The following is a 26,529-nucleotide window of genomic DNA, read 5'->3' on the forward strand; positions in this document are numbered from 1 at the left end:
GGCAGCGTAGCGAGGCGGAATCATCGACGCCACGACGGTCGAACGATGCGGCCGGCCTTCGCGGCGCGGCGCAGCAGGACCACGCTGACCGCGACGCCGGCGGTCACCGCGACGATGCTCGCCTCCGGGCCGAACGCGCCGCCGGAGATCGCGTCGTGGCCGGTCGCGAGGCCGCGCACCAGGCCGCCGTCCTTGAGCGACGAGCCGGACACCGTGGAGCCGAACAAGCCCAGCTCCGCGAAGTTCCAGCCCAGGTGCAGACCGATCGGCAGCCACAGCGAGCGGGTGGCGACGTAGGCGGCGCCGAGCATGATTCCGGCCTCGGCCGCGATCGCCAGCGCGCCCCAGATCGTGGCGCCGTCGTTGAACAGGTGCAGCGCGCCGAAGATCAGGCCGGAGACGGCGAGCGCGATCGCGGTGCCGGCCCACTGCTCCAGGATCCGGAAGACGATGCCGCGCAGCAGGATCTCCTCGACCACCGCGACGCCGCACATCAGCCCGAACGTGGCGACCATCGCGCCGAACGAACCCCAGCCGCCGATCCGGTAGCCGCCGAGGAGCGCGATGACCACGATGGTGAGCGTGAACAGCCCGATGCCGGCGAGCGTGCCGCGGCCGACGCCCGGCAGCAGCGTGGCCGGCTCCGCCTCGGTGACCGGGCGCTGCTCCAGCCAGCCGACGATCACCCGGTAGGCCAGCAGCGTCAGGCCGCCGGTGACCAGTCCGGTGACCACCGCGAGCGGCGGCAACCCCAGCGCGGCCGTGTTGATCGCGTTGATCACCGCCGAGATCAGCGTGAAGACCACGAACAGGAGCAGCAGCCGTACGCCGGCGATCCGCATCCAGGACGGCGGCGTGGTGATCCGGGACATGCGTGACGCTCCTCGCGACTCCGTGCGCGGCGGGGGTGCCGCGCTGACACCACAGACGCTATGGACGCGGAGGCGCCGAAAAATCCCCGTCAGGGGAACAGTCAGAGGTCCCCCGCGTGGGGGACGCCTAAGATCACTACATGGTGCGACGGGGATCGGCGGACGCGACGCGGGCGGAGATCCGGTCGTCGGCGACCCGGTTGTTCCGCGAGCGGGGTTACGCGCACACGTCGGTGCGGGACATCGCCGCGGACGCACAGGCCAACCCGGCGCTGGTGATCCGCCACTTCGGCACCAAGGAGCTGCTGTTCCTGGCGACCATGCACCTGAGCATCGACGACGAACCCCTCCTTGACGTACCGCTGACGGAGCTGGGCGAGCGCTTCATCACAGTCGTCCTCGGCTCGGAGGAACACATCAAAGGCGTCTACCTCGCGCTGGTACGGGGCAGCGGCGAGCCGTCGATCGAGGAGCGGCTGCGCCAGGTGCACGAGACGTCGTTCGTCGCCCCGCTGCGCGCCCGCCTCACCGGCCCGGACGCGGACCTGCGGGCGCGGATCGCGGGCGCGGTGGTGGGCGGGCTGACGTACTCGCTGTGGGTGGTCGGCGACACCGAACTCCTCGCCGCCGACCCCCGGGACCTGGCGGTCCGGTACGGCGCGCTGCTGCAGGCCGTCCTCTACTGAGCCGTCTCCGTTCGCGCTACTGCACCGACCAGCCGCCGTCCGACGGCAGCACGACACCGTTGAGATTGATGCCGTCGTCGCTGAGCAGGAACGTGATCGACGCGGCCAGGTGCGCGGCAAGCGCCACCGGCGGGATGAGCTGCAGGAACGGTCCGAGACGCGCGCGCCCGAAGTCGGAGGTGCCGGCCGCCATCCCGGTCGCGACGCCGCCGGGCGCGACCGCGTTGACCCGGATGCCGTGCGGGCCGTACATGAACGCGGTGTTCCGGGTGAGGCCGACAACCGCGTGCTTCGCCGCCGTGTAGGCCAGGCCGGCCGCGTTCCCGCGAAGCGAGGCCTCGGACGCCACGTTCACTATCGCGCCGCGCCCCGCGTCCATCATGGCCGGCAGCACCGCGCGGACCAGCTTGAACAGCCCGTCCACGTTGACCGCGAAGACCCGGTCCCAGACCGCGTCCGTGACCAGGTGCGCGGGCGCGAAGTCATCAGGGATGCCTGCCACGTTCGCCAGCCCGTCGATGCGCGTTCCCGCCGCGGCGACGATCCGGTCGACGCCGTCCTGCGCGGTGATGTCCGCGGCCACCGGAACGACGTCGCCACCGAGGCCGTCCAGCCGGTCCTCGGCCAGGTCGACCGCCACCACCCGCCCGCCCTCCCGCAGGATCCGGGACGCGGTGGCCCGGCCGATCCCGGACGCGGCCCCGGTCACGATCACGGTCCTGCCCTCGAAGCGCCCCGGCACGATGCGCTCGACCCACGCACTCTCATCGTCCTCAGGTATCCGCCCCCCGTTCACCGCCGCGACAAGTCCCTCCACAACCGCCCGCGGCACCCTGCCGTCACTGAGCTCCACGAGCGTGGCAAGCGGCACCCCCTTCACCGGCCCCAACATCGACTCGTCGAACCCCCCTTGCCCGAGCAGTCCCCGAAGCGCCGGCCCGCCCGTCTCATGCCCCAGCCAGTCCCCCACCGTGCTGTTCGCCGTCAGCACTTTCTCCCGTTTCTCCACCATTCCCCCTCCGCCACAACAAAGTAAACTTAGTTTACCCACCTCCACTCCAACGCCCCACAGCCCCGCCACCACCGCTTCCCAGCAGACTTGCGCGGCGGCCGAATCAGGACCGCCAGCCGCCCCGCCCGGCAGGGCAGCAGGACGACGCTCCGACGCGCCACGGGCCAACGCGCGGCAGGGCGGCGTGTGGCGAGGGCGCACGGCCGCTGGCGGGCGTGCGGGCGGGCGGCGGGCCGGCGGGCGACGGGGTGTGTGGTGGGGCGGTGGCCCGGCGTGCGGCGGGCCGGCGCGTGGCGGGCCGGCCCGTGGCGGGCCGGCCCGTGGCGGAGCGATGGGCCGGTGTGGTGGAGCTTTGGGCCGGCGTGGTGGGCCGGTGAACACCCACAAACCTCAGCCCACGACGCCCTTCATCTGCAGTTTCCCCCGACCCGCGCGCGTCTGTACCGCCCACGTGAGGCGCGTTCGACCAGAGCTGACGCGGCCACCGGCAGACACGCTCTTCGTCTGCCGGTGGCCGCGTCAGCGCCGGGAGTGGCGCCGAGCCCGGAGGAGCGAAGCGACGACCATAAAGCTAGCCGGGAGTGGCGCCGAGCCCGGAGGAGCGAAGCGACGACCAGAAACTCAAGCCTCGAAGCGGCGGGCCATCGTGGCCTGTTCTTCGAGGATCTCGTTGATGCGGGCCTGGACCACGTCCATCTGGCCGATGGTCTCGCTTGTGGTGTGGATGCCTGCGGAGACGGACTGGGCGCTGGACTGGATGCCGGCGATCTGGTCGGCGACCTTCTGGGTGGCTTCGGCGGTCTCCCGGGCCAGGTCTTTGACCTCGCCGGCCACTACCGCGAAGCCTTTGCCCGCTTCGCCGGCGCGTGCGGCTTCGATTGTGGCGTTCAGGGCGAGCAGGTTGGTCTGTTCCGCGATCGAGGAAATGATCTTGATGACGTCACCGATGGCGGCGGAGGCCTGGCCGAGCGCGGCCACCTCGCCGGTCATCGTGGTGGCGCGGCTGACCGCCTCCTCGGCGACGCGTGTGGCGTCGTCGCTCGCCGAGCGCAGGCGGGCGACAGTGTCAAGCAGCGCCCGTGCATTGTCGGCCGCGCGTTCGGAGTTGCGCAGCACGTCGAGGCGCTGGGAGACCAGCTGCTGCACGTTGCGCAGCGCGGCGGTGCGGGAGTCGGACAGGTCGATGTACTCGGTGGTGAAGAAGTCCATGGTGCCGACGATCCGGTCGCCGCTCATGATCGGGAAGCAGACGCCGGACCGGACGCCCGCGCGCTGGGCCGCGGGCGCACGCACGCAGTCGGTTAGTTCCGCGAGGTCGCGCACGAAGACCAGGTCGCGTGCCCGCCAGGCCCGCCCGGACAGCCCGACGCCCTCGGCGAACGTGGCGGCAAGCGTCACCTTCCGGAACTCGTCGCCCGCGGAGCCGGACTCGACCTGGAAGCGCAGCACGTTGTGCTCCGGGTCGACCTCCCAGTACGACCCGTACGCCCAGCCGAACGCGGTCCGTACCGTGTCGAGCGCCAGCCGCAGCGCGGTCTGGATGTCCTGGGCCTGTCCCATCTTCGCGACCACCTCGGTGACCGCCAGCCGGTCCGCCGCCACCTGTCGCAGCTCGGCCGCGGAGATCGCGCTGGTCCGGGCCTGCTCCGCGATGCGCGCGATCGACATCCACTTGTCGGTGCGCGGGCCGTCCAGGTCAAGCGGCGTGCGGGCGAAGTACTCGAAGACGGCAAGCACCTGGTTGTTCTTCATTACCGGCATGACGACGGCCGCGGCCATTCCCTCGCGTCCGGCCGCCTGGCAGCGCAGGCAGTCGTCGCAGTCGGAGAGGTCCCCGACGTACACCGGCCGCTTGGATTTGTAGGCGCGCCCGACCAGCCCTGCATCGGCCGGGACCGGGCGGCCCGCGATGACGGCGTTCATCTGCGGCACGATCCCGCCGGTTTCGAAGCGGACCTCGACGTTGCCGCGTCCGTCCGGCAGCCACACCGCGCCGTAGCCGAACTCGTAGGAGCGGACCATGCTCTCGACCGTGGCCCGCCAGGCGCTTGCCTCGTCCGTCACGCCCTCCAGCGCCAGGACCAGCGCCTCAAGCGACTCCACGTCACGTGGCACCGGCCGCGGCGCGCCGCTGACCATCGTCGACCGTGTCCGGAACAGCCCCATGCCTGACCTCCCGTGTTGACCCCCAGTAGACCAACATTTGAGGATTCCTCGGGTGACATTCCGGCCATAAGTGGTTTTACAGGGTTTTGTGGAAGACCAGGAAGTCGCAGGGGGTGGCGACGAGCGGGGCGAGACGCGGGTACGACTCCGCGAAGTCCGCCGTGTGGACGAGCCGGTAGCCGATCCGGGTGTACCAGCCGCGCAGGAACGCCTTGACCGGGTGCTCCCACTCCGTGGGGTAGAGCAGTTCCAGCTGCATGACGGCCAGGCCCTGTTCCCGGGCCCAGGACTCGGCGAACGCGACCAGTTCACGGCCGAGGCCGGCGCCGCGGTGCTGCGGGTGCGCGGTGAGCATGCCGAACTCGCCCTCCCCGCCGGGGAGCCGCTGCAGGCGGACCGTGCCGGCCGGCACGGTGCCGAGACGTGCGACCACCAGCTCGCCGGCCCGGATGAACGAGGCGATCTCGGCGGCGTCGGTGCGGGCGGTCTCGTCGCGCCAGATGCCCTTCTCGCCGTCCGCATAGACCTCGTTGACAAGCGCGGTGACCTCGGAGACGAACTCCGCGTCGTCCGCGGCGGAAACGGGGGCGAAGGATATCTCAAGCATGAGGCCGATTATCCCGGAAGCGGGAATCGAGAGCGCCGGCCACCCGAGCGCCGCGGACCGCTGCCACCGGGCGATCTCCGCACTCGTTGAAAAACCATAAATGACAACATATCCGGTACGGCGCTTCCTACGCTCCTCGCATGAGAACCTCCGTGTCCGACGCGTTCATGACGTTCACCGAGCCGATCGAGGGCCGCACTCCGCACCTCTACCTGGACAGCTGGGGCCTGGTCACGGTCGGCGCCGGGTGCAGGCTGGAGTCGTCGGACGAGGCCACGTCGCTGCCGTTCGTGCTGGCCGGGGACCCGGCGCTCGGCGCCACCTCGCGCCAGATCCGGGAGGACTACACGGCCGTCCAGACCCACCCGGAGCGGGCCGGGCGGCCGCACGAGTTCGCCGCGCTCACCTCGGCCCGGCTCACCGAGGACGGCGTGGACGAGCTGGCCGCCCGCCGGCTCGCGGCGCTTGAGGACCGGCTGATCCGCACGCCGGACTTCGCCGGTTTCCCGCGCTGGCCGGCAGATGCCCAGCTGGCGCTGCTGAGCCTCGGCTGGGCGCACGGCCCTGACTTCTCCGGCTGGCCTGACCTGCGCGCGGACTGCGCGGCCGGTGACTGGCGGGCCGCGGCCGACCACGGGCGCATCCAGGGCGCCACCCAGCGGAACGCGGGCGACCGCGCGCTGTTCCGCACTGCCGCGCTGGCCGCGGAGAACCACTGGGATCCGGACACGCTCTGGTACCGGCCGCTCGGGCATCGCGCGGAGCTGCGCGCGCGGGACAGCGGCGCCGAGGTGGTGCTGCTTCAGGAACGCCTGCTGGTGCTCGGCTACCTGCCGGACGTGACAGGCACGCTCGACCTCACCACCGAGCGGGCACTGCGCGAGTTCCAGCGCGCGCACGTGTTGCGCGAGGACGGGATCGTCGGCCCGGCGACCTGGGCGGCGCTCGGAACAGCCGTCCCCGCCACGGTTGCCGCATTGGCCTGAACGGCCGGTTCCGAGAACGATCGACCCTGGCCGATAGTTGGCCGGTGGAGGCCGACCAGCTGCTGCGCCAGCGGCTCAGGCGCGCCGTGCCGCAGCTCATCGGCGGCGGCGTCGCCTGGTCGGTATATCCGCGCGACCTGGACACGCCGATGAACGCTGTGCTGGACATCATCGCCGGGCAGCTCCACGCGGACCCGGCAGTGATCTGGGTGGACGACGGCACACCCGAGGTGCTGGCGCTGCCCGGGCTGCCGCAGCCGGTGGTCGCGTGGAGCCGGCGGTCGCTGCGGTCCGGGCTGCTGCTCCGCACGCTGCTGCTGGCCGACGGGCTTCCGTCCCGTACCCGCCGGATCCTCTGCCGTCAGGCGGTTCTTCACCTGCTCGCGGAGACCGCGCTGCGGCTCGGCAACCCGGATCTCGCCGCCCGGTGCGGCGCGGCCGCGTTCCTGGACCGGGACTGGGCAGCACCGCACGCGGACGCGCTTGAGGGCGCCGCGGACTCGGAGGCGCATCTGGCGCTCTGGTTCTTCGGGCTGGCCCACGAGTTCGGCCACTTCGCGGACTCGCGCGTGCACGCCCGCGGCCCACTCACCGACGCGTCAGTGCGGACCATGCTGCTGGCCGCGCAGCGCCGGGACGGGCACGACGCGGTCGATGACGTGCTGCGCCGGCGGCCGCTGCGCCCGTCTGACGTGCGCGCGGAGACCGTGGCCGACCTGTTCGCCGCGGACGTGCTTGTGGAGGCGTCCGCGCAGCTGCTGCCCGGTGGCGGCCACCCGGTCAGGGTGATCGGTGAGCTGCTGCTCTCGGCAGGTGTACTCGCGGCCGCGGAACGGGTTCGCGCGCTCGGCGTGCTTCTCGGCGGTGACGGGCGGCTCGATCACCTCACCTACCCGGCCGCGGCGACCGTGCGGTCCGCCGTGCTGCGCGCGCACCTGGCCGCCGCGATGGCCGGCAGGTACGCCCCAGGCCGCCCGTCGCCGGTGCCCGCGCTGCACCGCTGGGACCGGATCGTGGCCGGCGTCGCCGCACCGCTGGACCCGGCGCTGGCCCTGCTCGACGCCGCGGTGTCGGACGCGGTCCGGCATGCGCTCGACGACGAGGTGCCGATCGAACACCTGCTGGACCGGCTCCGCGTGCAGGCCGGGCCGGTGCTGCGCGCGGAGGCCCGCGACTTCGTCCACCTGGTCCAGGCCAGCGGCCGGCACGGTCAGTGGCTGGACGAGCTGGTGTTCATCCTGGGCTGAGTACCGGTGCTCAGGTCATCGGCGCCCGGACGCCATAGATTCGGCGACGAACCTGAGGGGGTACGACGATGGCCGTCTACATGCACCGCGAGCGCCGCAGCCGGACGCCGTGGATCGCCGGGGCGACGCTGGCCCTGGCAGTCGCCGCCGCAGCCGGTTACTGGTACCTGTTCGCCATCTGATCCGCGAGTCCGTCGACGCCGTGCGGTGCTGACGCACGTCAGCGCGCGTGGAGACACCCTTCCCGGCACCATCGGCGCCGGGAAGGGTGCAGGGATCACTTGACGGTGAACGTCTTCTCTACCGAGTTGTCGTCGTACTTGGCGTCCGGCAGCTGCTTGTTGCCCGCCGGGAACCCGGTGGGGTCGACGGCGGCACAGATCGAGACCGCGAACACCTTCTGGTCGCCGACCACGAAGTCCGCGGCCGGGCCGGTCACCTGGAACGTCTCGAGCGTGACGTCACCGCCGGTCGCGGTCGGGCCGAGCTCGCAGAAGTAGGCGAAGTCCCGGTCCTGCTCGTCCGGCCCGATGATCGCGCCGTCGTCACGCGCGCACCCCATCGGAACCGTCTTCAGCGTCGCGGGCCTGGGCAGGGAGAACGACACGAAGGCATTGGCCTTGAACGGCCCGGCGTTTCGCACAGTGATCTTCAGCGTGCCGGTGAACGTGTCTCCCGTCGTGCTGCCTTCCACGATCGCGGACACCACCCGCAGGTCGGTCACCAGCGGGTTGGGCGGAAACTCGCTCGGGCCGCCGATCTGCACGAACTCGCCGCCGGCGTACGAGAAGACGCGCCACTGCCACTGTCCGGCGTCCACACTCTGGCCACAGCACGTGTACCTGTCGCCGACCTCCACCGCGAGGCCGTTGCCCTGCGCCTCGAAGCCGCGGATGACCATCGGCAGGTTGCGGATGTCCGCGAAGTCCGCCTTGGTGAACAGCGCGGTGCCGAACGTGATGACGTTCCCGGCCGGGTCCCGGTCCAGGACCACTACCTGACTTTCGCCCATCTCGATGCCGGTGCAGGTGACCACCGCCGCGGTCTCCTCGGCTCCATCCGAGTCGATGTCCACATAGGTGACCTCGCCGATCTCTATATCCCCCCTCGGCACCGTGTTGCTGCTCGCGCCCGGCGACTTCCCGTCGGTGAACGTGATGTCCCCCGCCGCGCACCACCCCTTCGAGACGTACGGCCAGTTCGACAGCCTGAGCGTCCACTCCCCCTTCTTCAGGTCGATCCTCCCGTCCGGCGGGGCGGGCGACTCCTCGGAACTCTGCGGGCTCGGCGACGCGGTCGGACTCGGGGACGGGCTGGCGGTCGCGGACGGCGGCGGGGCGGGCGGCTGGGTGGCGGGGTCGGCCGGTGGTCCGTTCGTGCCGATCACGCCGGCCGCATAGGCGGCCACCGGGGCCGCGATGAGCAGTGCGGTCAGACCACCGGTGATGCCCGCGCGCAGCTGACGCCGGCGGCGCACAGTGGCGCGTGCGGCGGACGGGCCGAGCGGGGTGGGCAGGCTCCCGGAGCCGTCGCGGAAGGTGGCGAACGCGTCGTCGAGCGCGTGGAACTCTTCGTCCATCATGGTGATTGCTCCGTTTCAGGCGTCGGTGAGCTGGGCGGCGAGGGCGGTGCGGCCGCGATGCAGCCAGGACTTGACGGTCCCCTCAGCGACGTCCTCCTGCTCGGCGATCTGCGCTATCGACAGGTCCGCGAGGTGGTAGAGGATGACGGCGCGCCGCTGCCTCTCGGGCAGCGTGGCGAGCGCGCGGGCGAGCGCGACCCGGTCAGGGCCGGGCCCGTCGACGTGTTCCTCCCGCTGCCGCCGCGCGTGGGCCTGCTGCACGCGCAGCCGCCGGAACCTGCTTGTCGCCAGGTTCCACGCGACCTTGCGCAGCCAGGACAGCGGGTCGTCGTACCGGGAGACCTTCTCCCAGCGCGGCAGCGCCCGGCAGAACGCCTCCTGCACCACATCCTGCGCCTGCCCGAAGTCCCCCGTATAGGCGAAGAGCTGCAACGACAGCCGCTGAAAGTGTGCCGCGTAGAAGTCCTCGAACGTGGGTGGTCCGGTGTCGTCCGTCAGTGCCCTGGCCGCCTGGCTGACCATGGTCATCTGCCCCTCCCCGTGGTGTCGCGGCGTGCCCCGCCGTTCGCCACCAACACGCCACCCGGCCCCGCCCGGTTGCACTCGATCTACAACGCACACACCACACAGTCCACAGCGGATTTTCCCGCTTCCGCCGTGGTCGGGTGCCGCGTGCTCCCGCGGGCCGCCGGCCCCGTGGGTGGGCACGTCCCGGCAAACCCTGTCACCTCGGCGTGTGTGCGCCGTCGTGGAGCGGGAAGCGGGCAGCGATCGCGGTGATGGTGGCGAGCACGATCTCGCGGTCGAGCGGCGCGCGCTCCATCGCCTGGTGCATCGGCCAGCCCTCGATCAGCGCGTCCATCGCGCGGCAGGCCGGGTCCGCGAAGTGCAGCGCGAGGCTGGCATGGCTGCGGGCGAGCCAGGTCGCGGCGATCTCGGCGACGGCCGGGTGATGGCCGGCGTACGCGTTCATCTCGTAGATCAGCGTCAGCGCGCGGGGCGACGCGTACTCGCCGCCGCAGATCAGGTCCGTGACGGCCGCGCAGGCGGCAGCGGTGTCCGGCGCGTCGGCCAGGACCGTGCGGTAGTGCCGGGACATCGTGTCGGACAGGTGCTGGAACGCCTGCTCCAGGATGTCCTCGAGCCCGCCGAAGTGGTAGGTCAGCGAGCCGAGCGGCACGCCTGCGGCCTCGGCGATCCGGCGGTGGGTGGTGGCGTGGACGCCGCGCTCCTCGATCACGGTCAGCGCGGCGTCGAGGATGCGCTGTTTGCGGCGCGGGTCGTTGGCGACCCGCCGGGTCCCGGCCATTCGGCCAGTTTACCGCCGGACGGCAAGTGTGTACGTTTGTACATACCACCGCACAACCGGAAGGACCGTCGTGGACCTCGCCACGTCACGCCGCCGTACCGCCCTGTTCGCCCTGTTCCTGACCGTGGGACTGGGCCTCTCGTCGTGGGTCACCCGCACGCCTGACATCCGCGACCTGCTCGGCGCGTCGACCGCGGAGATGGGCCTCGTACTCTTCGGCCTCTCCGGCGGCTCCATGATCGGAATTCTCTCGTCCGGCCCGCTCGTCAGCAGGTTCGGCGCCCGCCCGATCGTCGCGATCGGTTCGCTGTCGATCGTGCTGGCCATGCCGGTGATCGGCCTCGGCGCCGCCCTTTCGCAGAGCCTGCTGGTCGCAGCCGGGCTGTTCCTGTTCGGCTTCGGCATGGGCGGCGGCGAGGTCGGCATGAACATCGAGGGCGCGGACGTGGAACGCGTGACAAGCCGCCCGGTCCTGCCCGTGCTGCACGGCTGCTTCAGCCTCGGCACCGTGCTCGGCGCCGCCGGCGGGATGGCGCTGACCGCCGCGTCGTTCCCTGTCGCGTGGCACCTGGCACTGCTGGGCGCGACCACGCTTCCGCTGGTCCTGTGGTCCCTCTTCCAGCTCCCCGCCGGCATCGGCATCACGCCCGCGTCCGTCGGCGTCAAGGGCCAGGCCGTCTGGCGCGACCGGCGCCTCGCGCTGATCGGCCTGATAGTGCTGGCCATGGCGCTGGCCGAGGGCGCGGCGAACGACTGGCTGCCACTGATGATGGTCGACGGCCACGGGATGGACCCGGCGCTCGGCTCCGGCGTCTACGTCGCGTTCGCGGCCGCCATGACGATCGGCCGCTTCACCGGCACGTTCTTCATCAACCGCTTCGGGCGGGTGGCAGTGCTGTGCGCGAGCGCGCTGATCGGCGGCGCCGGCCTCGCCCTCGTCATCTTCGTCGACAACGCGATCGTGGCCGCCACGGCCGTCCTGCTCTGGGGCCTCGGCGCCGCGCTCGGCTTCCCTGTCGTCCTCTCCGCCGCGGCCGACAGCGGCCCCAACCCGACCGCCCGCGTCTCGCTCGTCGCCACTGTCGGCTACGTCGCGTTCCTTGTCGGCCCGCCCGCGCTTGGCTGGCTCGGCGAGCACTACGGACTGCGCGGCGCGATGATCGTCGTCCTCGCGTTCCTGGCCCTGGCCGCCGTACTCGCACCCGCGCTTCGGCCCGGCGCATCGGTGGACGTGCCGGTCACGGAGCCCGCCCGGGTCTGAGCCTGCGTCTTCCCGCCCGGCGACCGGCACTGCGGCCCGGCCATCGCCCGGTGATAGGCCCCAACTGGGATGTATCGATGTTTGTGATTGTCATCCTAGGGTCGGCGCCATGCGTATCTCACGCCTCGTCACCGCCGTAGCGATCGTCGTCGCCGGCCTGCTCGCACCGTCCGCTGCCGTGGCCGCGCCCGCATCGGAGCCGGACGTCGGCATCCTTGTCGTCGGCGGTCGCCCCGCCACCGAGAACTATCCGTTCATGGTCTACGTGTCCGGGTGCACCGGCTCGCTGATCAAGAACAACTGGGCCGTCACGGCCGGACACTGCCCCACCCCGTCATCGGTACGCGTCGGAAGCGTCAACCGCACAAGCGGCGGCACTGTCGTCTCCGTGACGCGCGCGATCACCCACCCGCGGATCGACGTCAAGCTGCTGCAGCTCGGCTCCGCGGTCTCCTACGCGCCCGCACCCATCCCCACCGCGTCCGGTGCGACAGGCACCGCGACCCGCATCATCGGCTGGGGCCAGACCTGCCCCACCCGTGGCTGCGGCTCCACGCCCGCCGTCGCCAACGAGCTGGACACCTCGATCGTCGCGGACAGCAGATGCTCCGGCATCGACGCCGCGTACGAGATCTGCACGAACAACACGAACGGCAACGCCGGTGCCTGCTACGGCGACTCCGGTGGTCCCCAGGTCCGCAACGTCGGCGGCCGCTGGGAGCTGATCGGTGTCACCAGCCGGGCCGGCAACAACAGCTCCACCTGCGCCACCGCCCCGTCCATCTACGGCGACCTGCCCTCGATCCGCGCCTGGGTCAACACCCAGGTCGGCGGGCTCCCCTCCTGACCACCTCCGTTCCCGCAGGACCGGTGATCATCGCCGGTCCTGCGGGCATGATGGGGCCATGATCGGTTTCCCCGTCAGTCCCGTCAGCCTCGGCACGTCGTTCCTCGGCAATCCGGCCGCGCCGGACGGCTCGCCCGCGCCCGAGTCCGCCGCGCTCGCCCACGCGCTTGTCACCGGCCCGTCCCTGATGATCGACACCTCGAACAACTACGCGGACGGCCGCAGCGAGACCGCGCTCGGCCGCGTCGAACTGCCACCGGGCAAGACCATCGTGACCAAGGCCGACGCGGACCCGTCCACCGGCCGCTTCGACAGGGACCGGGTGTGGCGCTCGTTCGAGGAGAGCACCACGCGGCTCGGCGTCACCCGTCTGCCGCTGCTGCACCTGCACGACCCGTACACAATCACTGTCGAGGAGGCGTTCGCCCCCGGCGGCGCCGTGCAGGGCATGCGGGAACTCAAGGAGCAGGGCCTGGTCGACGCGATCGGCATCGCGGCCGGTGAGATCGCGCTGATGACCCGCTACGTGACAAGCGGCGCGTTCGACGTGCTGCTCACCCACAACAGGTACACGCTCGTCGACCGCCGCGCGGAGCCGCTGATCGCCGAGGCCGTCGCCCGCGGCATGGGCGTCTTCAACGCCGCGCCGTTCGGCGGTGGCCTGCTCGCCGGCCGCGACACCCGCTACGCCTACCGCGAGGCCCCGGCCGCCCTGCTCGGCTGGACCGAGCGTGCCCGCGCGGTCTGCGCCGAGTTCGGCATCACGCTTCCCACGGCCGCGCTTCACTTCTCACTCCGCAACGCGGACATCGACTCCACGATCGTCGGCGTCAACCGGGTCTCCCGGATCGCCGACCTCGACACCATGCGCACGACCGACATCCCGGACGCGCTCTGGCCCGCGCTTGACGCGCTCGGCACCCCGCCCTCCACGATCGAGGACTGACATCATGGTCGCCGCCGTCATCCGCTCCTGGAACGCCGACGAGGGCTGGGGCGTCATCGACTCCCCCGCCACGCCCGGCGGCTGCTGGGCCCACTTCAGCAGCGCAGCCGTACCCGGCGTCGCGTCCTTCACCCCGGGTCAAGCCGTGGAACTCGAATTCGAGTCGCCCGGCCAGGACGGCTATCCGTACCGTGCCGTCCGCCTCCAGCCCGCCGGTGCGACTCCGACCGGCCGCGCACCGGCCGTGGGCGGCGGCGCGTACTCAAGCACGCTCACGCTGTCCTTCGACGAACCGGCCACGCCGTAAGGCTAATTTGACGATAGTCTATGCGTTGTGGACGCGACAGTGATCATTCCGGCCCGCAACGCCGCGCACCTGCTGCCCGTGCAGCTGGCGGCCCTGGCCCGGCAGGACTTCCCCGGCGACTGGGAGGTCGTCGTCGTGGACAACGGCTCGGCCGACGACACCGCTGGCGTGGTCCGCGACTGGGCCGACCGGCTGCCCGCGCTGCGGGTTGTCCGGCACGAGACGCCCGGCATCAACGGCGCACGGAACGCCGGCGCACGACACGCAACCGGCGATCTGATCGCGTTCTGCGACGCCGACGACGCGGCCACCCCGGGCTGGCTCACCGCGCTCTGCGCCGCCGACGCGGACATCGCCGGCGGCTACCTCGATCCTGAGCCGCTGAACAGCGCGCGGACCCGCGACTCCCGCCCGGCCAACCCGCCGGACCGGCTGCCGCGCATCATGGGCTGGCTGCCCTACGCAACCGGCGCCAGCATGGCGGTCCGCGCCGGGGTCCTGCGCGCGCTCGGCGGATTCGACGAGAGCTGGACCGGCGGGGGCGGCGACGACGTCGAGCTGTGCCTGCGCGCCCAACTCGCCGGCCACAGCATCGCGTTCGCGCCGGGGGCGGTCGTGCACTACCGGCTCCGGCACGGCCTGCGGCCGCTCTTCACCCAGCAGATGGGGTACGGACGGGCCGACGCCCGCGTCTACCGGGACTTCCGCGCGCACGGCCTCACCGTCAACAGCACGCGGGAGGCGGCACGCGAGTGGCTGACGATCCTGGCCGGCGCGCACGCGCTCGCGGACCGGGACCGGGCCGGGCGCTGGGTTTGCGAGGCCGGCTGGCGGATCGGGCGACTGCGCGGCAGCGTGGCACATCGGGTGTGGTGCCCGTGAGGCACAGCACGTCGCCGGGCTCGTCACCCGGCCCGGCACCCGGTGCGTCTCCCGGTCCGGCGGCCGGCCCGGTGCTCGGCTCGTCGAGGCCGGTTCGCGCGTGCCTGTCCGGCGAGGATCTGGACTGGCTCGGCGGGCGGTCCGTCTGCCTGGCACTCGATCTGCCGACCCGGGTCTCTCCGCAGGTCACGACCGCGAAACAGCCTCGCTGGGCCGAAGAGATCTGGGCGTTCCTGCGCGAGCGCCGCGACGGTCTCCCCGATGCACCACCGCCGGTCGCGGTCACCGGGCGTGCTCCCGCCGCGAGCGGCCTCTCCTCGTCGACCGCGATGATCCTCGCGCTGTTCGACGCGTTCGCGCCCGACTCCGGCCGGGCCGAGCGGGTGCGCTGGGCCTACGAGTTCGAGTTCGCCTTCTGCAACGGCGGCGGCATGGACCAGCTGGCGATCGACAGGAGCGGCGCCACGTTCTTCGCCGGCCGCACGACCGGCCTGCCGGATCTGATCGGCCACACCGCATTCCCGGCGGGGTGGTCCGTCATCCTGGTCGACTCGCGCGACCCCAAGTCCACACCGGACCACATCCGCCAGGTCCGCGCGCAGCAGTCGGCCCGCGACCCCGCGCTCCTCGCCTATCAGCGTCGATGCGACGCGTCCTCGGCCGCGGTCTGGTCGGCCCTCACCGCCGGCGATCTGCCCGGTCTGCACGACGCGATGGCCGAGGCACACCGGGCCATGCGCAACCTCCAGCGGATGTCCACGCCCCGCCTGGAACGCCTGCGCGCGCTGGCCGCCGACGCCGCCGGCCTGCCCCTGAAGGTGAGTGGCGCCGGCGGTGGTGGCGCGCTCGTCGGCATCTGCCGCACGCCAGACCTCGATGCGGCCGCGGACGCGTTGCGCGCCGCCTACCGTGCGGACGGCTCCCCGGCCGCCGTACTCACCCCGTCCCCATGCCCACCCTCATAGGCCAGCCACTGCGCATGCTGATGCAGCCGGAACCGCAGATCCGCCTGCTCCACAACGATCTCGTCCGACAGGTCCGGGCTCGTCCGGCGGTCCTCGACCGGCACCGGCCGCACCACCTGCGACACGATCAGGGCAAAGGCCATCAGTGGGTACGCCGTGCGCGCCGCCACCGGACCGCCGTCCACGATCGCGGCGGCGAGTTCCCGCACGTGGACCGGCAGGACGAACGACGGCGACCCGTCGGTGAGCACGATCGGGCGCGACTGCAGCGCCGCCCACACCATCGCTCCGATCGCGTCCCCGGCATCGGCGCCAGGCCCGTACAGGTGACCGGCCGTTCCGCGCCCGCCCGCGGACGCGAGAAGTGACCGCGGATCGGCGCCCCCGTCCGCGATCGTGACCGTCGCACCCAACTCGGCCAGGCGGGCGGCGACGTGCGCGGTCAGCGCGCCCCCACCCGGCCGCAGCGCGATGCGGCGCAGCGGCACGACCGGCCTCAGCACGGCAGCACGACCGGCGTCGACCGCCCGGCAGGCGAGGTCCGCCATCCGCATCAGGTTCCGCTCCGACGCTTGTTCCCCGGGCAGCTGGCTCGCACCGCCAGGCCCGATCGTCCGCAACGCCTCCACGACGGCGGCTGGATTCACCGCGGCGGGAAGGCGGGTTCGCGCGGGCTCGCCCGGACTCGCATTCCGCGCCGCCCGGACACGGCGCGGCGCAGGAGCGGTCACCACACCGTGGGTGTTCGCCACACCGTGGGTGTTCGCCACAGCGCTGCTGGTCTCGACCACAGCACCACGCGTCTCCGCCACGGCACCACGCGTCTCCGCCACAGCACCACGCGTCTCCGCCACAGCACCACGCGTCTCCATCACAGCACCGCGAGCCACTGTCTCCGGGCCGTGGGCCGCGGACCCGGTCTCGCGGGTTGCCGCGTCGGTCTCGCTGGGCGGGCTCGTATCGAGAGTCGAAGGCGACTGACCACGTGACGCATGTGCGACAGCGCGGGCTCCGGGGCCGGCATCACGGCTCGCGTGCCCGGCAGCAGCGTCCCGGAACTCGGGACTGCGGACCGCCGGTTCGATGGGATCGGGTGGGCCGGACTGTGGCGCTGCACGGCGTACCGTGGCGGGATTTGGGGCTTGATCTGGGTTTTCGCGGTTCAGGAGGCCGAGCGCGACGCCGGTGAGCCAGACGCCGCGCGCGGTGGCCGGGGCGAGGCCGGGGACGGGCGGTGGGGACAGGGCGTCCTCGGGGACGCCGCGGAGGCGGAGGCGGGCCTCGGTGTCGAGGTGCAGCCAACCGCCGCCGGGGGTGCGCTCGACGCACTGGGCCACACCGTTCTTGAAGAACGGGATAAGGGCGGGTGGCGTGTCGGCGATCCGCGGTGGAGTGGCCGGCGCGGACGGGAGGAAGCAGGCGGACCGGCGCGGACCGCGCCAGGCGTTTCCGGCGATGCTGGGGCCGTCCAGGTGCTCGGCCAGGTTCGGGGCGGCGATCAGGCAGCGGACGCCGGACGCGCGCAGGTGGCGCTGCATCAGGATGTCGTCGGGCCAGCCGCCGGGGCCGTGCCGGCGCACCCAGGCCGCGAAGCCGAGCGCGACCTGACGTGGCAGGACGAGCGCGGCGCACGGCGTGTACTCACCGGCCGCCCGGACCCAGGTGTCGCCGCGCAGAACGCCGGCGCGCACGGCGGCGCCGTTGCGGGAGTCCCAGATCGCGAAGAGCGCGAGCGCGGCGTCCGGCGCGGCCTCGATCGCGTCCAGCACGCGGTCGAGCGCGTGGCCGGCGAGCAGCATGTCGTCCTGGAGCACGAGGTGGTGGGTGCTTGTCACCGGGACCGAACCCCAGGCGGCGAGCGCGGTCCGGAGCGCTGTCGGCGGGCCGCCCGGTTCCGGGTCGGTGACCACGCGCAGCAGGCCGGGCGGCGCCTGCGCGGCCACCCGGAGCGCCGCGTCGCCTCGTGCCGGGTGGGTCAGCACGGAGCCGCTCAGCCGGAACGGGCCGCGCGCGAGCGGGCGTGTCATGCGAGCCCGGCCCAGCGGGCCCAGGCCGCGACCGAGGCCATGCCCTCGTCAAGCGTCAGGTGCGGGCGGAAGCCGGCGTCGGCGAGCCGGGTGGCGTCGACGCGGACGCGGCGGCCGTGGAACTCGCGTTCGCGGTCCGGCCAGCTCGCGCTGTCGGGCAGGTGCAGGCGGGGCAGGTGGAGGAGGTCGCGGTACCTGTCGTAATAGTCGCCCCAGGTGGCCGGCTCGGGGCCGGTGAGCAGGAAACGGGCGTTGGCCGGTACGTCCGCGGTGGTGAGGAACGCGATCGCGCGGGCCACATCGTGGACGTGCACGACATCGCAGACGCCGCCACCACCTCCGGGCAGGGCGGCGTTGTCCTCCCGGAGGCGACGCAGCGGCTTGACCGTCCAGTTCGGACCGGCCGGGCCGTAGACCGCGGACGGCTGCAGGAACACGACCTCGGGCTGTGTGCCGAAGCGGTCCCGCAGCAGGCGGTCGGCGGCGGCTTTCTGGGCTGCGTAGGAGTGATCGCCGGGCACCGGGTCGAGGAGCGGCGCGGTCTCGTCGAGCAGTGAGTGGGCGCCGGTGCGGTAGACGGCCATGCTGCTCAGGTGCACCAGGCGGCGGAGACCGGCCTTCGTGGCAGCGGTCAGCACGGCGGCGGTGCCGTCGACGGTGACGGCGTAGCGGTCCGGGTACTCGCCACGGCTGCCGTAGGCCGCGTGGACCACGACGTCGCAGCCGTCGAACGCGTCGCGGAGCGCGGGCTCGTCGCGCACGTCAGCGGTGATCAGGCGGAGGCGGCCGGGGGCACGGTGGGCGAGCCGGGCGCGACCGGCGTGGGTGCGGACGATCGCGGTGACCTCGCGGGCGCCCGCGTCCAGCAGGTGTTCGGTGACCTGGGCGCCGATGAAGCCGTTCGCGCCGGTGACGGCGATCCGGAGGCCGTCGAGGCCGCCGGAGGGCCGGGGCGCGGCAGGTGGAAGCGCGGCAGGCCGCCAGGGGCGGATTAGGGCGTGGGTGGCCCGCTCCCGGCACTGCGCGAGCAGCGCGACCACAGAGACGGCATCGGCGAGCGTCGCCATGCGCGAGGACGCGAGCTGAACTGCAGCGCCGTCATGGAGAACCGCGCCGTCATGGACCGCAGAGTCTCCGCGGACCGCAGAGTCTCCGCGGACCGCAGAGTCTCCGCGGACCGCTGTGGCGAAGCGGGAGAGCTGGTGGTGGAAGAGGCCCGCGCGGGTCAGCAGGGCCGGGTCGTGGGACGGGATCGGGCCGGACTCGAGGAGCGTGCCGTCCGCCGCGTGCAGCGTGTAGGCCGCCGCCCGCACCGTGCCGACAGTCAGCGTGGCCGCCGTCCCCTCGATACTGACCTGGTCATCGAGCGTCCGCAGCCGGCTCAGCGTCACCTCCGCGGAGACGTCGCCGTACCGGAGGCTGAGCACCGCCTCGGAGTCGGCACCGCCCTGCGCGTTGTCCACACAGGACACCAACTCGCCCGCGGACCCGAGCCAGACCGAGAGCAGATCGAGGACGTGCGGTCCCAGGTCGGCGAGCACTCCCCCGCCGGGACCGGGCGCGAAGGTGAACGGCGTGGCGAGCGGCCACGCGTACGGCCCGCCCTCCCGCCACCGGACCCGGCGCACCCGCCCCAGCCGCCCGGACGCCAGCACGCGCGCGACCCACGGCGTGGCTGGGTAGTAGCGGCGGACCAGCGCCGGGACCACGAGCGTGCGGCCGGCCGCGGCGGAAAGCGAGGTGCACTCCCCGGGCGTGGTCGCGACCGGCTTCTCCAGCAACACCGGGATCCCGGCCGAGGCCAGCTGGGACGCGATTGCCGCGTGCGAGCCGGGCCCGGTCGCGATCAGCACGGCGTCCAGTTCACCGGGGTCCAGCGCGGACACGTCCGGCACAGCGCGCGCACCCGGGAAGTGCGCGGCGAGCAGGCCCAGCCGGTCCGGATCGCGGTCGGCAAGCGCGGTCACCGTGAACAGGCCGGGCGCGGAGAGCAGCGCCGGCAGGTGGCACTGCTCGACGACCGCGCCGCAGCCGACAATGCCCAGCCGTGGCGCGCTCACGCCGGCACCTCGTGGACGACCCAGATGTTCGGCTCCCAGTACGTGCCGCGGTCGCTCTCGCGGTCGATGTGCACGGTGGCCTGGCCGTACGGGAACACGTAGTCGCCGGTCTCGGGGAAGCTCATCTCGGTCCAGGTCTCCCAGTCTCGTACCGTGCCGGTAATCAGGGACGAGCGCGGCGCCGGCGCGGAGAGCCGCCCGCCGCAGGTGAGGTGCGTGCGGATCCACGGGTCGAAGGGTTCGCCGGCCGGGGTGGTCCAGGCCGCGTACCTGTGGATGGGGGTGAGAGGGTAGCGGTCCTTCCAGGTCGGGCGGACCGGGACGACGACGTGCCGGAAGCCTGCTGCGCGGGCGGTGTCGCGAAGCGCGGACAGCATGACCGTGGCGAGTCCGCGGCGCCGGTACCGGGGCGCGACCTCGATGCCGAGGGCGCAGAGCGCGTCCGGGGTGCCACCGTTCTCCCAGCAGACGAAGCCGGCCTGGATCGCGGCGTCGAGGCCGGTGCCGAGTCCGGCCGGGGTGCCGTCCCACGGGATCGGGAGGGCGCGCGCGGTGGCGAGCACGTCGTCGTCCGGCCCGGTCAACGCGAGTTGATAGCGCCCGAACACGTGGTGCAGGCGTTTCCAGTAGCCGGCCATCAGGTCGCCGTGCAGGTTGTACTCGGGCCAGACGCCGGCGAACAGCGTGGGGATCCGCTCCCACAGTTCGGGCCGGTCCGCATGGGTGACCACGCTCATCCGGTGTGCTCGATCGTGAACGCGTCGCCGTCACAGCCGGTGACCGTGATCGGCGGGTGCAGGCCGAGCGCTGCTACCGCGTCCCGGATCCGCGGCTCGTCCGCGAGCAGGTCGCCACGGGGACGGGACCGGATGCGCATGCGGCCGTGGTGGTCACCGGAGAAGACGTTGCGGCCGTGGTACGTGTACACGTACAGCTGCGGCTGCCCGGCCAGGTGGTGTACGGGAACCTGCCGATGCAGCTCGATCAGCATCGCCCAGTCCTCTCCGAGGTGCGCGTAGCGGCCGTGCTCCGGGTAGCGGAACGCCGGATCGCGGGTGGTGAGCATGGTGGCGGGCAGCAGCGGGTAGGCGGCTTCGGGCGGCCGGTGCCAGTCGATCCAGTGCAGTTCGCCGCTGTCGGCGAAGAGCTGCAGGTGCTCGCTGAGGAACGAGGTGTGGCAGCGGCGCTCGTGCAGGCCGGCGATCTGCGCGGTCAGCCGGTCGGGGTGGCTGAGGTCGTCGTCGTCCCAGATGCAGAGCAGGTCGCCGGCGGCCGCGTCCACCGACAGGTTGCGCAGCTCGCCGAGGCGCAGGTCCGGGTCCGCGGTGACAAGCACCGCGTCGTGGACGCCGTGCGCCTGAAGCGACGCGCGCAGCCGGGCCACGTATTCGCGGCCGCCCTGGGACACGATGACGAGTTCGCGGGCCGGGTGGGTCTGGGCCGCGAAGCACCTGATGGCGCGGTCGGCGAGCAGGGGCCGGTCGCGGGTCACCATCAGGCAGCTCACCGATGGCGTCACCGCGGGGCCAGGGACCAGATGATCGCGGACGGTGTGCCCTGCCAGGCCGCGCGCGCGGCGTCCGGGATGCGCTCCTCGTACCCGCCGGGCGGGAACGGCCCGGCGAACAGCGGCTCCTGGCAGGACAACACCTCGAGCCCGTGTGCGCGGAACGCGGCCAGGTAGTCGCCGGTCCAGTGCACGTGGTTGCGGACGAACGCGAGCCCGCCGGACGGGTGCTTGAACATGGCCTGCCCGTGCAGCAGTGCGATCACCGGGTGGATGTCCGTGATGATCAGCCGGCCGCCGGGGGCGAGCACGCGGCGCAGCTCGCTGACCGCGGGACCGAGCGACGGCAGGTGGCTGAGCGCGAGCGCGCACACGACCAGGTCGAATGCGGCGTCCGGCAGCGGCAGTTTCTCAAGCACGCCGGTCTCGAAGTGGGCGCCGGGGACCTTGCCGGCCGCGCGCTCGAGCATCTCCGGCGACTGGTCGATGCCTGTGACGTCGTGGCCGAGCGCGGCGAGGTGCACGGCGTGCCGGCCGGTGCCGCAGGCGGCGTCCAGCGCACGGCCGGGCGGCAGTGCGGCGGTCAGCGCGAAGACGGCCGGTTCCTCGACCGCGATGATGAAGTTCGGAAGCGAGTCGTAGCGGCCGGCCCAGGCCGCGTAGCCGTCTGACGCATCGAGTTCGGTGAGTTCCTTGCCGCCGGGCAGGCCGCGGGTGTCCGGGTCGGCGAGGCGGCGCATCTCGGCGACCCGGGCGTCCACGAACGCGTCGTCGGCGTCGATCGCGGTTCGCAGCAGCGCCAGGCCTTCGATTCCCATCATCAGTTCGCGCATCCGCGCTCGGTGCGGCATGGACGGTCTCCTTCCGGTGGTATGAGTTGGTGATGGGCATCGATGGATACTTCGGCCGGGAGAGCGTGGTCGCGGGCGGCGACGTGACGCTTCACGTGTCGACTGAGGCGCCGCGTTTCCGCGCGGACTTCTTCCGGATCGGGCGGACCGTGCGGTACGCGGGCAGCACTCCCTGGTTCCCGGGCGGGGTCGCGCCCCGGCCGCCGCACCCGGACGGCCTGCCCGGGCGGTCGGACCCGTCGGTGGACTGGAACTGGCCGGGTCACGCGTTCACGCTGCCGGACACCTGGGAGCCGGGCATCTATGTCGCGTTCTTCGTGACGTCCACGGACGGCTCGTTCTACGACCCGCGGCGGCTCAAAGGGCCGGGGCGGGAGTACCTGGTGGTCCGGCCGCGTGAGCCCGGCGCGCGGATCCTCTACAAGAAGTCGAGCTTCACCCGGCACGCCTACCACCGCACGGACGGCGCCAGCCTCTACGAGGATCCGGTCTACGTGCCGGGGCAGGGGCACCGGGTGAGTTTCCGGCGGCCGGGCGGGATCGACGACCTCTCGTGGTGGGACGCGCCGTTCCTGGCCTGGCTGGAGCGCAACGGCTACCGGGTCGACTGCTGCACGGATCTGGACCTGGACGAGGATCCGGGGCTGCTGACGGCGTACCGGTTGCTGCTGAGCGTCGGGCACGACGAGTACTGGAGCGCGCGGATGCGTACCCACGTGGAGTCTTTTGTGGACGGCGGTGGCAGTGTCGCGTTCCTCAGCGCGAACACCTGCTGGTGGCGGGTGCGGGTGGTGGACGGCGGCACCGCGTTCGTCGCCGACACGGACCACCGGGCCGGCGACGACTATCCCCATCTGCCCGCCACCGACCTGTGGTGGGAGATCGCGCCGGAGAACGCGCTGACCGGCGTCAGCTTCCGCAACGGCGGTATGTGGCCGGGTGCCTGGCCCGGCGATCGGCCGCGCGACGGCTTCACTGTGCAGCACGCGGACCACTGGATCTTCACCGGCACCGGCCTGCGTGACGGCGATCGGCTGGGGGCCGGAACACCGCTCATCGGGTACGAGTGCGACGGCGCCGCGTTCGTCCGCGACGGGCACGGCATCGCGCGCCCGACCGGCGCGGACGGCACTCCGGTCACCTTCGCCATCCTGGGCATCGCGGAACTGTCCCCGGTCCACAACGACTTCCACCACCTCCGCGCCGGTCATTGGAACTGCACCGGCCGGGAGACTGACGGGCCGCGCGCCGCCACCATGGGCGTGCACACGCGCGGCAACGGCACCGTGTTCACGGCAGCGACGACGGACTGGCCGGTGGTGACAGCGAGCGGCGCCGACCCGGCCGTGGAGCAGGTCACGCGAAACGTGCTTGACCGGCTCAGCACCTGAGTTCCTCCGCGAGCGGGACGACCTCACCGAGCCCGCCGATCCGCCAGATCCCCGGGGCAAGCGATTCCCGGGGAGCGGTGGACCTGTGGAGATGGGCCGCGCGCATGCCGATTGCGCGCGGCCCCGCCACGTCCGGCATCCACATGTCGCCGACGAACAGCGTCTCCTCCGGTGCGAGTCCGCAGGCGGCGAGCGTGATCCGGTAGATGCGCGGGTCGGGCTTGCGCATGCCGGCCCGCGCGGACGTGACAGTGACCGCGAAGGCGCCGGTGTCCAGGCCCGACCGGGTCAGCGCGGCGTCCAGATCCCAGTACCAGTTGGAGCACACCGCGAGCCGCAGGCCGAGCTTCCCCAGCGCGGCGATGGTGGGGCCCGCGTCGTCGTACCCACGCATGGTTATCGCCTTCGTCTCCCGGTCCAGGTCGGCGGCGAGCGCGTCCGCGCGGTCCGCGGGCACGCCGAGGCGCATCGCGCGGGCGCGCAGACGATCAACTTCCCAGCGGTGGTACGCCCCGGCCGTGCGCGATGCGGTCTCGTGCCGCTCGCCGTCCGTGGGCGCGTGATCCCAGGCCTCGCCCCAGAGCCGGCCCAGGTGTGCCAGTCCGTGCGCGGTGAACACGTCGCGGTGCGGGCGGCCGGTGGCGACCAGCTCAGCAAGCGTGCCGTTGAAGTCGAAGACCACGCCGCGCAGCATCAGAACCGGCCGCAGCGGCGCGGGAAATAGTCCTCCAGCACCCCGTCGCGGTGGATGTCGACAGTGGCGCAGTGCAGGCCGCCGCCGAACGGGCCGACCGCGCGGAACGGCACCGGCACCACCTCGAAGCCGAGCCCGACGAGCTGGTCAGCCAGGCGTTTCTCCTCGGCCTCGACGCAGAGCGTGTTCCGGTCGAGGTTGAGGATGTTGACGGCCAGCCACGGGCTGCAGAACGACAGCCGGGGCACGTGCCGCCAGCTGGCCGGCTGCACCGCCTCGATCACCTGCCAGTCGTTGACCTCGAAGTACTTCACCAGTTCCGGCTCGGCGAGCTGCTGGCCGGCATGCATCACCAGGCCGGGGCGCAGCGGCACCCAGGTCGCGTCGATGTGCAGCGGGTACGTGTTGGTGAACGTGACCGCGTGCACCCGATGGTCCGGGAAGTGCCGGCGCAGCCAGTCCGCCCCCTTGCGGTTGGTGACCAGGGACAGCTGCACGAACAGGTCCTTGCCGAAGCGGGCGATGTCGGCCGCGTCGAACAGCGGCTCCTCCTCGGTGAGCACCAGGTCGTTGACGGCGACGCGGGCCAGCCGCTCCGGGTTGGTGATCATGCCGTACTCGTCCCAGAACCCGGGCGTGAAGCTCGCGTCGGTGAGCCGGGGCTTGGGCGCGGCCTCCCAGCGCATGTCCGGGTCGTTGTCGTACAGCTCCTGCAGCACCGGGCGGTAGGCGAGATATTCGAACCAGCGGCTGCGGTACGACATGGTCGCCTCGAGGATCTCCGTGCCGACCGTGATCAGCACGTCGCGTGGCGGCATGCAGCCGAACATGGTCGGGTGCTCCCAGTCCGGCGTGGTCACGGTCTGCGCGAAGTCGATAGGGGTGGGCCGGGAGACGCGGATGCCGCGTTTTTCAAGCATCCCGGCGAACGCGTCCAGCTCCTCGTTCGCCGCTGCGGTCATGTCCGCGGGCATCGGGCCGTAGGTGCCGAGCGGGTAGCCGTCCTCCGGGAAGTCGCGCCGCACGGCCGGCTCCGGTGCCTGGACCATGGTGCCGTCCGCGCGCCCGACCAGCACGTGCCGGAGCGGGTCCCAGCCGTTCCAGGAGTTGACCTTCATGCTGTCTCCGTTCTCAGAGAAAGAGGTCGTGGTCTTCCGGGAGGACCGCGCGGCCCCGGCCTGCCGCAATCTCGCCCAGCTCCAGGTTGGAGCCGTGCCGGGCGCAGTGGAATGCGCAGTCCCGGGACGGGTCGACGATGCCGCGATCGGAGCGGCGCCAGATCTCCGGCAGCGGCTCGGTGACCGCGTCGCCGAGCCGTGCGGCCGGGTTGCCTCGGTGGTACGGACAGACGTAGACGCCGGACGGCGTGACAAGCGTGCGCAACTCCGTGATGCCACAGCGGTGGTACGACTTCGGCTGCACGGGCCCGTCGTGGCGCCGCACCGAGTCCATCGTGGACGAGTTGACCACGTCGATCACGGCCCGCGCCTTCTCGATCTGCTCGCTCACGCTGCCCAGCACCTCATCGCCGAGGCCGACGATGTGGTGGCCCTCGTCGAAGAGCGCCTTCACCTCGAAGTAGTCACAGCCGATGTCCCGGGCCAGCCGCGCGGCCTCGAACACCTCGCGGTGGTTGCCCTCGATCGTGCCGTCCGCCGCCCGCCGCGCCACGACCAGGAATGAGTAGCCGAGCGCGCCGGTCTTCACCCGCGCCAGGCCCCGCATGTTCGCGATGACGCGGTCGAAGGCGCTGCCGCCCTTGCGGTCGGGGCGGACCGACCGGAACGTCTCGGGGGTGGCCGCGTCGACCGAGACGCGCACCCAGGACGCGTACGCCGCAAGCGCGTCCAGATTGTGGTCGATCATCGTGCCGTTGGTGACCACGCCGATTCGCACGCCGGCCGCGCCGAGCGTCTCGATCACGTGGCGGGTGCCGCGGTGGGCCAGCGGTTCGCCCCCACCGATCAGAATGACCGCGCGGACGCCCATCTCCACCAATTCACCGGCAAGTTCGGAGAGTCTTTCCGGCGTGAATCTGCCCTGATTAAGCAATTTTCCACTTATGCATTCCGGGCAGGCGAGATCACAGAAAGTCGTCGGGTCGAGGTCGACGACGAGCGGGTTGTCAGACCTGTTTCCGCTGGCCACGTGCACCACCGATGAGTAGAGACCGGGTTGGTAGAGCTTCCCGGTCAGGTCCATCCGATCAATGGTCACGATGAACCCACCCCTCGCCGACGTAGGGCTCACTATATAAGCGCATCGGGGCTATTCGATAGGTTGACTTTCCCTGACGATAGCTGTATCGACGGTAAATTGCGTGC

General features: G+C 72.1%; 25 protein-coding genes. 10 read left to right on the forward strand and 15 right to left on the reverse strand.

Annotated features, from left to right (window positions below; genetic code table 11):
* Positions 1 to 20 precede the first annotated feature (20 nt).
* Positions 21 to 872: a lysostaphin resistance A-like protein gene (locus ACIA8K_RS36220; RefSeq protein WP_396067758.1), complete on the reverse strand. Its 852-nt coding sequence runs from the start codon at positions 870 to 872 to the stop codon at positions 21 to 23.
* 140 nt (positions 873 to 1,012) lie between these two features.
* On the opposite strand from ACIA8K_RS36220, the gene ACIA8K_RS36225 reads away from it, so the two are divergent.
* The gene (locus tag ACIA8K_RS36225) at positions 1,013 to 1,558 is read left to right on the forward strand and encodes a TetR family transcriptional regulator (RefSeq protein WP_396067760.1); all 546 of its coding nucleotides are present in this window, start codon (positions 1,013 to 1,015) and stop codon (positions 1,556 to 1,558) included.
* A gap of 16 nt (positions 1,559 to 1,574) precedes the next feature.
* Here ACIA8K_RS36225 and ACIA8K_RS36230 read toward each other — a convergent pair whose 3' ends face one another.
* The 3 genes from ACIA8K_RS36230 to ACIA8K_RS36240 form a co-directional block, all read right to left on the reverse strand.
* Positions 1,575 to 2,570, reverse strand: coding sequence for an SDR family NAD(P)-dependent oxidoreductase (locus ACIA8K_RS36230; RefSeq protein WP_396067762.1), 996 nt, complete (start codon positions 2,568 to 2,570; stop codon positions 1,575 to 1,577).
* Between the two features lie 621 nt (positions 2,571 to 3,191).
* On the reverse strand, positions 3,192 to 4,736 hold the full coding sequence (locus ACIA8K_RS36235; protein WP_396067764.1) for a GAF domain-containing protein: 1,545 nt from the start codon (positions 4,734 to 4,736) through the stop codon (positions 3,192 to 3,194).
* Positions 4,737 to 4,812: 76 nt separating this feature from the next.
* Complete coding sequence (locus ACIA8K_RS36240; protein ID WP_396067766.1) at positions 4,813 to 5,343, reverse strand: GNAT family N-acetyltransferase; 531 nt, start codon at positions 5,341 to 5,343, stop codon at positions 4,813 to 4,815.
* Between the two features lie 140 nt (positions 5,344 to 5,483).
* On the opposite strand from ACIA8K_RS36240, the gene ACIA8K_RS36245 reads away from it, so the two are divergent.
* Positions 5,484 to 6,329, forward strand: a complete 846-nt coding sequence (locus ACIA8K_RS36245) for a peptidoglycan-binding protein (RefSeq protein WP_396067768.1) — start codon at positions 5,484 to 5,486, stop codon at positions 6,327 to 6,329.
* 44 nt (positions 6,330 to 6,373) lie between these two features.
* Positions 6,374 to 7,576 carry a hypothetical protein gene (locus ACIA8K_RS36250; protein ID WP_396067770.1) on the forward strand — a complete coding sequence of 401 codons (1,203 nt, stop codon included), beginning with the start codon at positions 6,374 to 6,376 and terminating at the stop codon, positions 7,574 to 7,576.
* 277 nt (positions 7,577 to 7,853) lie between these two features.
* Here the strand turns inward: ACIA8K_RS36250 and ACIA8K_RS36255 are convergent, their stop codons facing one another.
* From ACIA8K_RS36255 to ACIA8K_RS36265, 3 genes are all read right to left on the reverse strand, one after another.
* Complete coding sequence (locus tag ACIA8K_RS36255; RefSeq protein ID WP_396067772.1) at positions 7,854 to 9,158, reverse strand: hypothetical protein; 1,305 nt, start codon at positions 9,156 to 9,158, stop codon at positions 7,854 to 7,856.
* A gap of 15 nt (positions 9,159 to 9,173) precedes the next feature.
* Positions 9,174 to 9,680 (reverse strand): SigE family RNA polymerase sigma factor, encoded by a 507-nt coding sequence (locus tag ACIA8K_RS36260; RefSeq protein ID WP_396067842.1) that lies wholly within the window; start codon positions 9,678 to 9,680, stop codon positions 9,174 to 9,176.
* Positions 9,681 to 9,882: 202 nt separating this feature from the next.
* On the reverse strand, positions 9,883 to 10,467 hold the full coding sequence (locus ACIA8K_RS36265; RefSeq protein ID WP_396067774.1) for a TetR/AcrR family transcriptional regulator: 585 nt from the start codon (positions 10,465 to 10,467) through the stop codon (positions 9,883 to 9,885).
* A gap of 70 nt (positions 10,468 to 10,537) precedes the next feature.
* Here ACIA8K_RS36265 and ACIA8K_RS36270 point away from each other — a divergent pair, with 70 nt between their 5' ends.
* The 6 genes from ACIA8K_RS36270 to ACIA8K_RS36295 all read left to right on the forward strand — a co-directional run bounded on the left by ACIA8K_RS36270 (position 10,538) and on the right by ACIA8K_RS36295 (position 15,675).
* Positions 10,538 to 11,728 carry an MFS transporter gene (locus tag ACIA8K_RS36270; RefSeq protein ID WP_396067776.1) on the forward strand — a complete coding sequence of 397 codons (1,191 nt, stop codon included), beginning with the start codon at positions 10,538 to 10,540 and terminating at the stop codon, positions 11,726 to 11,728.
* A 109-nt stretch (positions 11,729 to 11,837) separates the two neighbouring features.
* Positions 11,838 to 12,575, forward strand: coding sequence for a S1 family peptidase (locus ACIA8K_RS36275; protein WP_396067778.1), 738 nt, complete (start codon positions 11,838 to 11,840; stop codon positions 12,573 to 12,575).
* Positions 12,576 to 12,633: 58 nt separating this feature from the next.
* The gene (locus tag ACIA8K_RS36280; protein ID WP_396067780.1) at positions 12,634 to 13,521 is read left to right on the forward strand and encodes an aldo/keto reductase; all 888 of its coding nucleotides are present in this window, start codon (positions 12,634 to 12,636) and stop codon (positions 13,519 to 13,521) included.
* 4 nt (positions 13,522 to 13,525) lie between these two features.
* A complete protein-coding gene (locus tag ACIA8K_RS36285; RefSeq protein WP_396067782.1) occupies positions 13,526 to 13,828 on the forward strand; it encodes a cold-shock protein in 303 nt (100 codons plus the stop codon).
* A 27-nt stretch (positions 13,829 to 13,855) separates the two neighbouring features.
* Positions 13,856 to 14,710, forward strand: coding sequence for a glycosyltransferase (locus ACIA8K_RS36290; RefSeq protein WP_396067784.1), 855 nt, complete (start codon positions 13,856 to 13,858; stop codon positions 14,708 to 14,710).
* Positions 14,707 to 15,675 (forward strand): hypothetical protein, encoded by a 969-nt coding sequence (locus ACIA8K_RS36295; protein WP_396067786.1) that lies wholly within the window; start codon positions 14,707 to 14,709, stop codon positions 15,673 to 15,675. Before ACIA8K_RS36290 ends, ACIA8K_RS36295 begins: the two co-directional genes overlap by 4 nt.
* Here the strand turns inward: ACIA8K_RS36295 and ACIA8K_RS36300 are convergent.
* Genes ACIA8K_RS36300 through ACIA8K_RS36320 form a run of 5 tightly spaced genes read right to left on the reverse strand, consistent with a single transcriptional unit; the run spans position 15,615 to position 22,120 of the window.
* Positions 15,615 to 17,702: a hypothetical protein gene (locus ACIA8K_RS36300; RefSeq protein WP_396067788.1), complete on the reverse strand. Its 2,088-nt coding sequence runs from the start codon at positions 17,700 to 17,702 to the stop codon at positions 15,615 to 15,617. The genes ACIA8K_RS36295 and ACIA8K_RS36300 overlap by 61 nt on opposite strands.
* Complete coding sequence (locus tag ACIA8K_RS36305; protein ID WP_396067790.1) at positions 17,699 to 19,762, reverse strand: NAD-dependent epimerase/dehydratase family protein; 2,064 nt, start codon at positions 19,760 to 19,762, stop codon at positions 17,699 to 17,701. Before ACIA8K_RS36305 ends, ACIA8K_RS36300 begins: the two co-directional genes overlap by 4 nt.
* On the reverse strand, positions 19,759 to 20,499 hold the full coding sequence (locus ACIA8K_RS36310) for a GNAT family N-acetyltransferase (protein ID WP_396067792.1): 741 nt from the start codon (positions 20,497 to 20,499) through the stop codon (positions 19,759 to 19,761). Before ACIA8K_RS36310 ends, ACIA8K_RS36305 begins: the two co-directional genes overlap by 4 nt.
* Positions 20,496 to 21,257, reverse strand: a complete 762-nt coding sequence (locus ACIA8K_RS36315; RefSeq protein ID WP_396067794.1) for a glycosyltransferase family A protein — start codon at positions 21,255 to 21,257, stop codon at positions 20,496 to 20,498. The genes ACIA8K_RS36310 and ACIA8K_RS36315 overlap by 4 nt, the downstream gene beginning before the upstream one ends.
* 20 nt (positions 21,258 to 21,277) lie before the next feature.
* Positions 21,278 to 22,120 (reverse strand): class I SAM-dependent methyltransferase, encoded by an 843-nt coding sequence (locus tag ACIA8K_RS36320; protein WP_396067796.1) that lies wholly within the window; start codon positions 22,118 to 22,120, stop codon positions 21,278 to 21,280.
* Positions 22,121 to 22,152: 32 nt separating this feature from the next.
* Here ACIA8K_RS36320 and ACIA8K_RS36325 point away from each other — a divergent pair, with 32 nt between their 5' ends.
* Complete coding sequence (locus ACIA8K_RS36325) at positions 22,153 to 23,511, forward strand: N,N-dimethylformamidase beta subunit family domain-containing protein (RefSeq protein ID WP_396067798.1); 1,359 nt, start codon at positions 22,153 to 22,155, stop codon at positions 23,509 to 23,511.
* Here ACIA8K_RS36325 and ACIA8K_RS36330 read toward each other — a convergent pair.
* Genes ACIA8K_RS36330 through ACIA8K_RS36340 form a run of 3 tightly spaced genes read right to left on the reverse strand, consistent with a single transcriptional unit; the run spans position 23,501 to position 26,422 of the window.
* Positions 23,501 to 24,193, reverse strand: a complete 693-nt coding sequence (locus ACIA8K_RS36330; protein ID WP_396067800.1) for an HAD family hydrolase — start codon at positions 24,191 to 24,193, stop codon at positions 23,501 to 23,503. The genes ACIA8K_RS36325 and ACIA8K_RS36330 overlap by 11 nt on opposite strands.
* Before the next feature lie 11 nt (positions 24,194 to 24,204).
* Positions 24,205 to 25,323, reverse strand: coding sequence for a serine/threonine protein kinase (locus tag ACIA8K_RS36335; RefSeq protein ID WP_396067802.1), 1,119 nt, complete (start codon positions 25,321 to 25,323; stop codon positions 24,205 to 24,207).
* 13 nt (positions 25,324 to 25,336) lie between these two features.
* Positions 25,337 to 26,422 carry a radical SAM protein gene (locus ACIA8K_RS36340; RefSeq protein ID WP_396067804.1) on the reverse strand — a complete coding sequence of 362 codons (1,086 nt, stop codon included), beginning with the start codon at positions 26,420 to 26,422 and terminating at the stop codon, positions 25,337 to 25,339.
* Positions 26,423 to 26,529: the final 107 nt, after the last annotated feature.

It is taken from the genome of Catenuloplanes sp. NPDC051500, from assembly GCF_044454585.1.
Lineage (GTDB): Bacteria > Actinomycetota > Actinomycetes > Mycobacteriales > Micromonosporaceae > Catenuloplanes.

Coding starts and splice junctions, on each gene's coding strand:
- ACIA8K_RS36230 (WP_396067762.1), bottom strand. CDS start 2,570: ATGGTGGAGAAACGGGAGAAAGTGCTGACGGCGAACAGCACGGTGGGG.
- ACIA8K_RS36235 (WP_396067764.1), bottom strand. CDS start 4,736: ATGGGGCTGTTCCGGACACGGTCGACGATGGTCAGCGGCGCGCCGCGG.
- ACIA8K_RS36240 (WP_396067766.1), bottom strand. CDS start 5,343: ATGCTTGAGATATCCTTCGCCCCCGTTTCCGCCGCGGACGACGCGGAG.
- ACIA8K_RS36280 (WP_396067780.1), top strand. CDS start 12,634: ATGATCGGTTTCCCCGTCAGTCCCGTCAGCCTCGGCACGTCGTTCCTC.
- ACIA8K_RS36245 (WP_396067768.1), top strand. CDS start 5,484: ATGAGAACCTCCGTGTCCGACGCGTTCATGACGTTCACCGAGCCGATC.
- ACIA8K_RS36325 (WP_396067798.1), top strand. CDS start 22,153: ATGGGCATCGATGGATACTTCGGCCGGGAGAGCGTGGTCGCGGGCGGC.
- ACIA8K_RS36315 (WP_396067794.1), bottom strand. CDS start 21,257: ATGGTGACCCGCGACCGGCCCCTGCTCGCCGACCGCGCCATCAGGTGC.
- ACIA8K_RS36335 (WP_396067802.1), bottom strand. CDS start 25,323: ATGAAGGTCAACTCCTGGAACGGCTGGGACCCGCTCCGGCACGTGCTG.
- ACIA8K_RS36220 (WP_396067758.1), bottom strand. CDS start 872: ATGTCCCGGATCACCACGCCGCCGTCCTGGATGCGGATCGCCGGCGTA.
- ACIA8K_RS36260 (WP_396067842.1), bottom strand. CDS start 9,680: ATGGTCAGCCAGGCGGCCAGGGCACTGACGGACGACACCGGACCACCC.
- ACIA8K_RS36275 (WP_396067778.1), top strand. CDS start 11,838: ATGCGTATCTCACGCCTCGTCACCGCCGTAGCGATCGTCGTCGCCGGC.
- ACIA8K_RS36265 (WP_396067774.1), bottom strand. CDS start 10,467: ATGGCCGGGACCCGGCGGGTCGCCAACGACCCGCGCCGCAAACAGCGC.
- ACIA8K_RS36225 (WP_396067760.1), top strand. CDS start 1,013: ATGGTGCGACGGGGATCGGCGGACGCGACGCGGGCGGAGATCCGGTCG.
- ACIA8K_RS36310 (WP_396067792.1), bottom strand. CDS start 20,499: ATGAGCGTGGTCACCCATGCGGACCGGCCCGAACTGTGGGAGCGGATC.
- ACIA8K_RS36300 (WP_396067788.1), bottom strand. CDS start 17,702: ATGACACGCCCGCTCGCGCGCGGCCCGTTCCGGCTGAGCGGCTCCGTG.
- ACIA8K_RS36285 (WP_396067782.1), top strand. CDS start 13,526: ATGGTCGCCGCCGTCATCCGCTCCTGGAACGCCGACGAGGGCTGGGGC.
- ACIA8K_RS36255 (WP_396067772.1), bottom strand. CDS start 9,158: ATGATGGACGAAGAGTTCCACGCGCTCGACGACGCGTTCGCCACCTTC.
- ACIA8K_RS36320 (WP_396067796.1), bottom strand. CDS start 22,120: ATGCCGCACCGAGCGCGGATGCGCGAACTGATGATGGGAATCGAAGGC.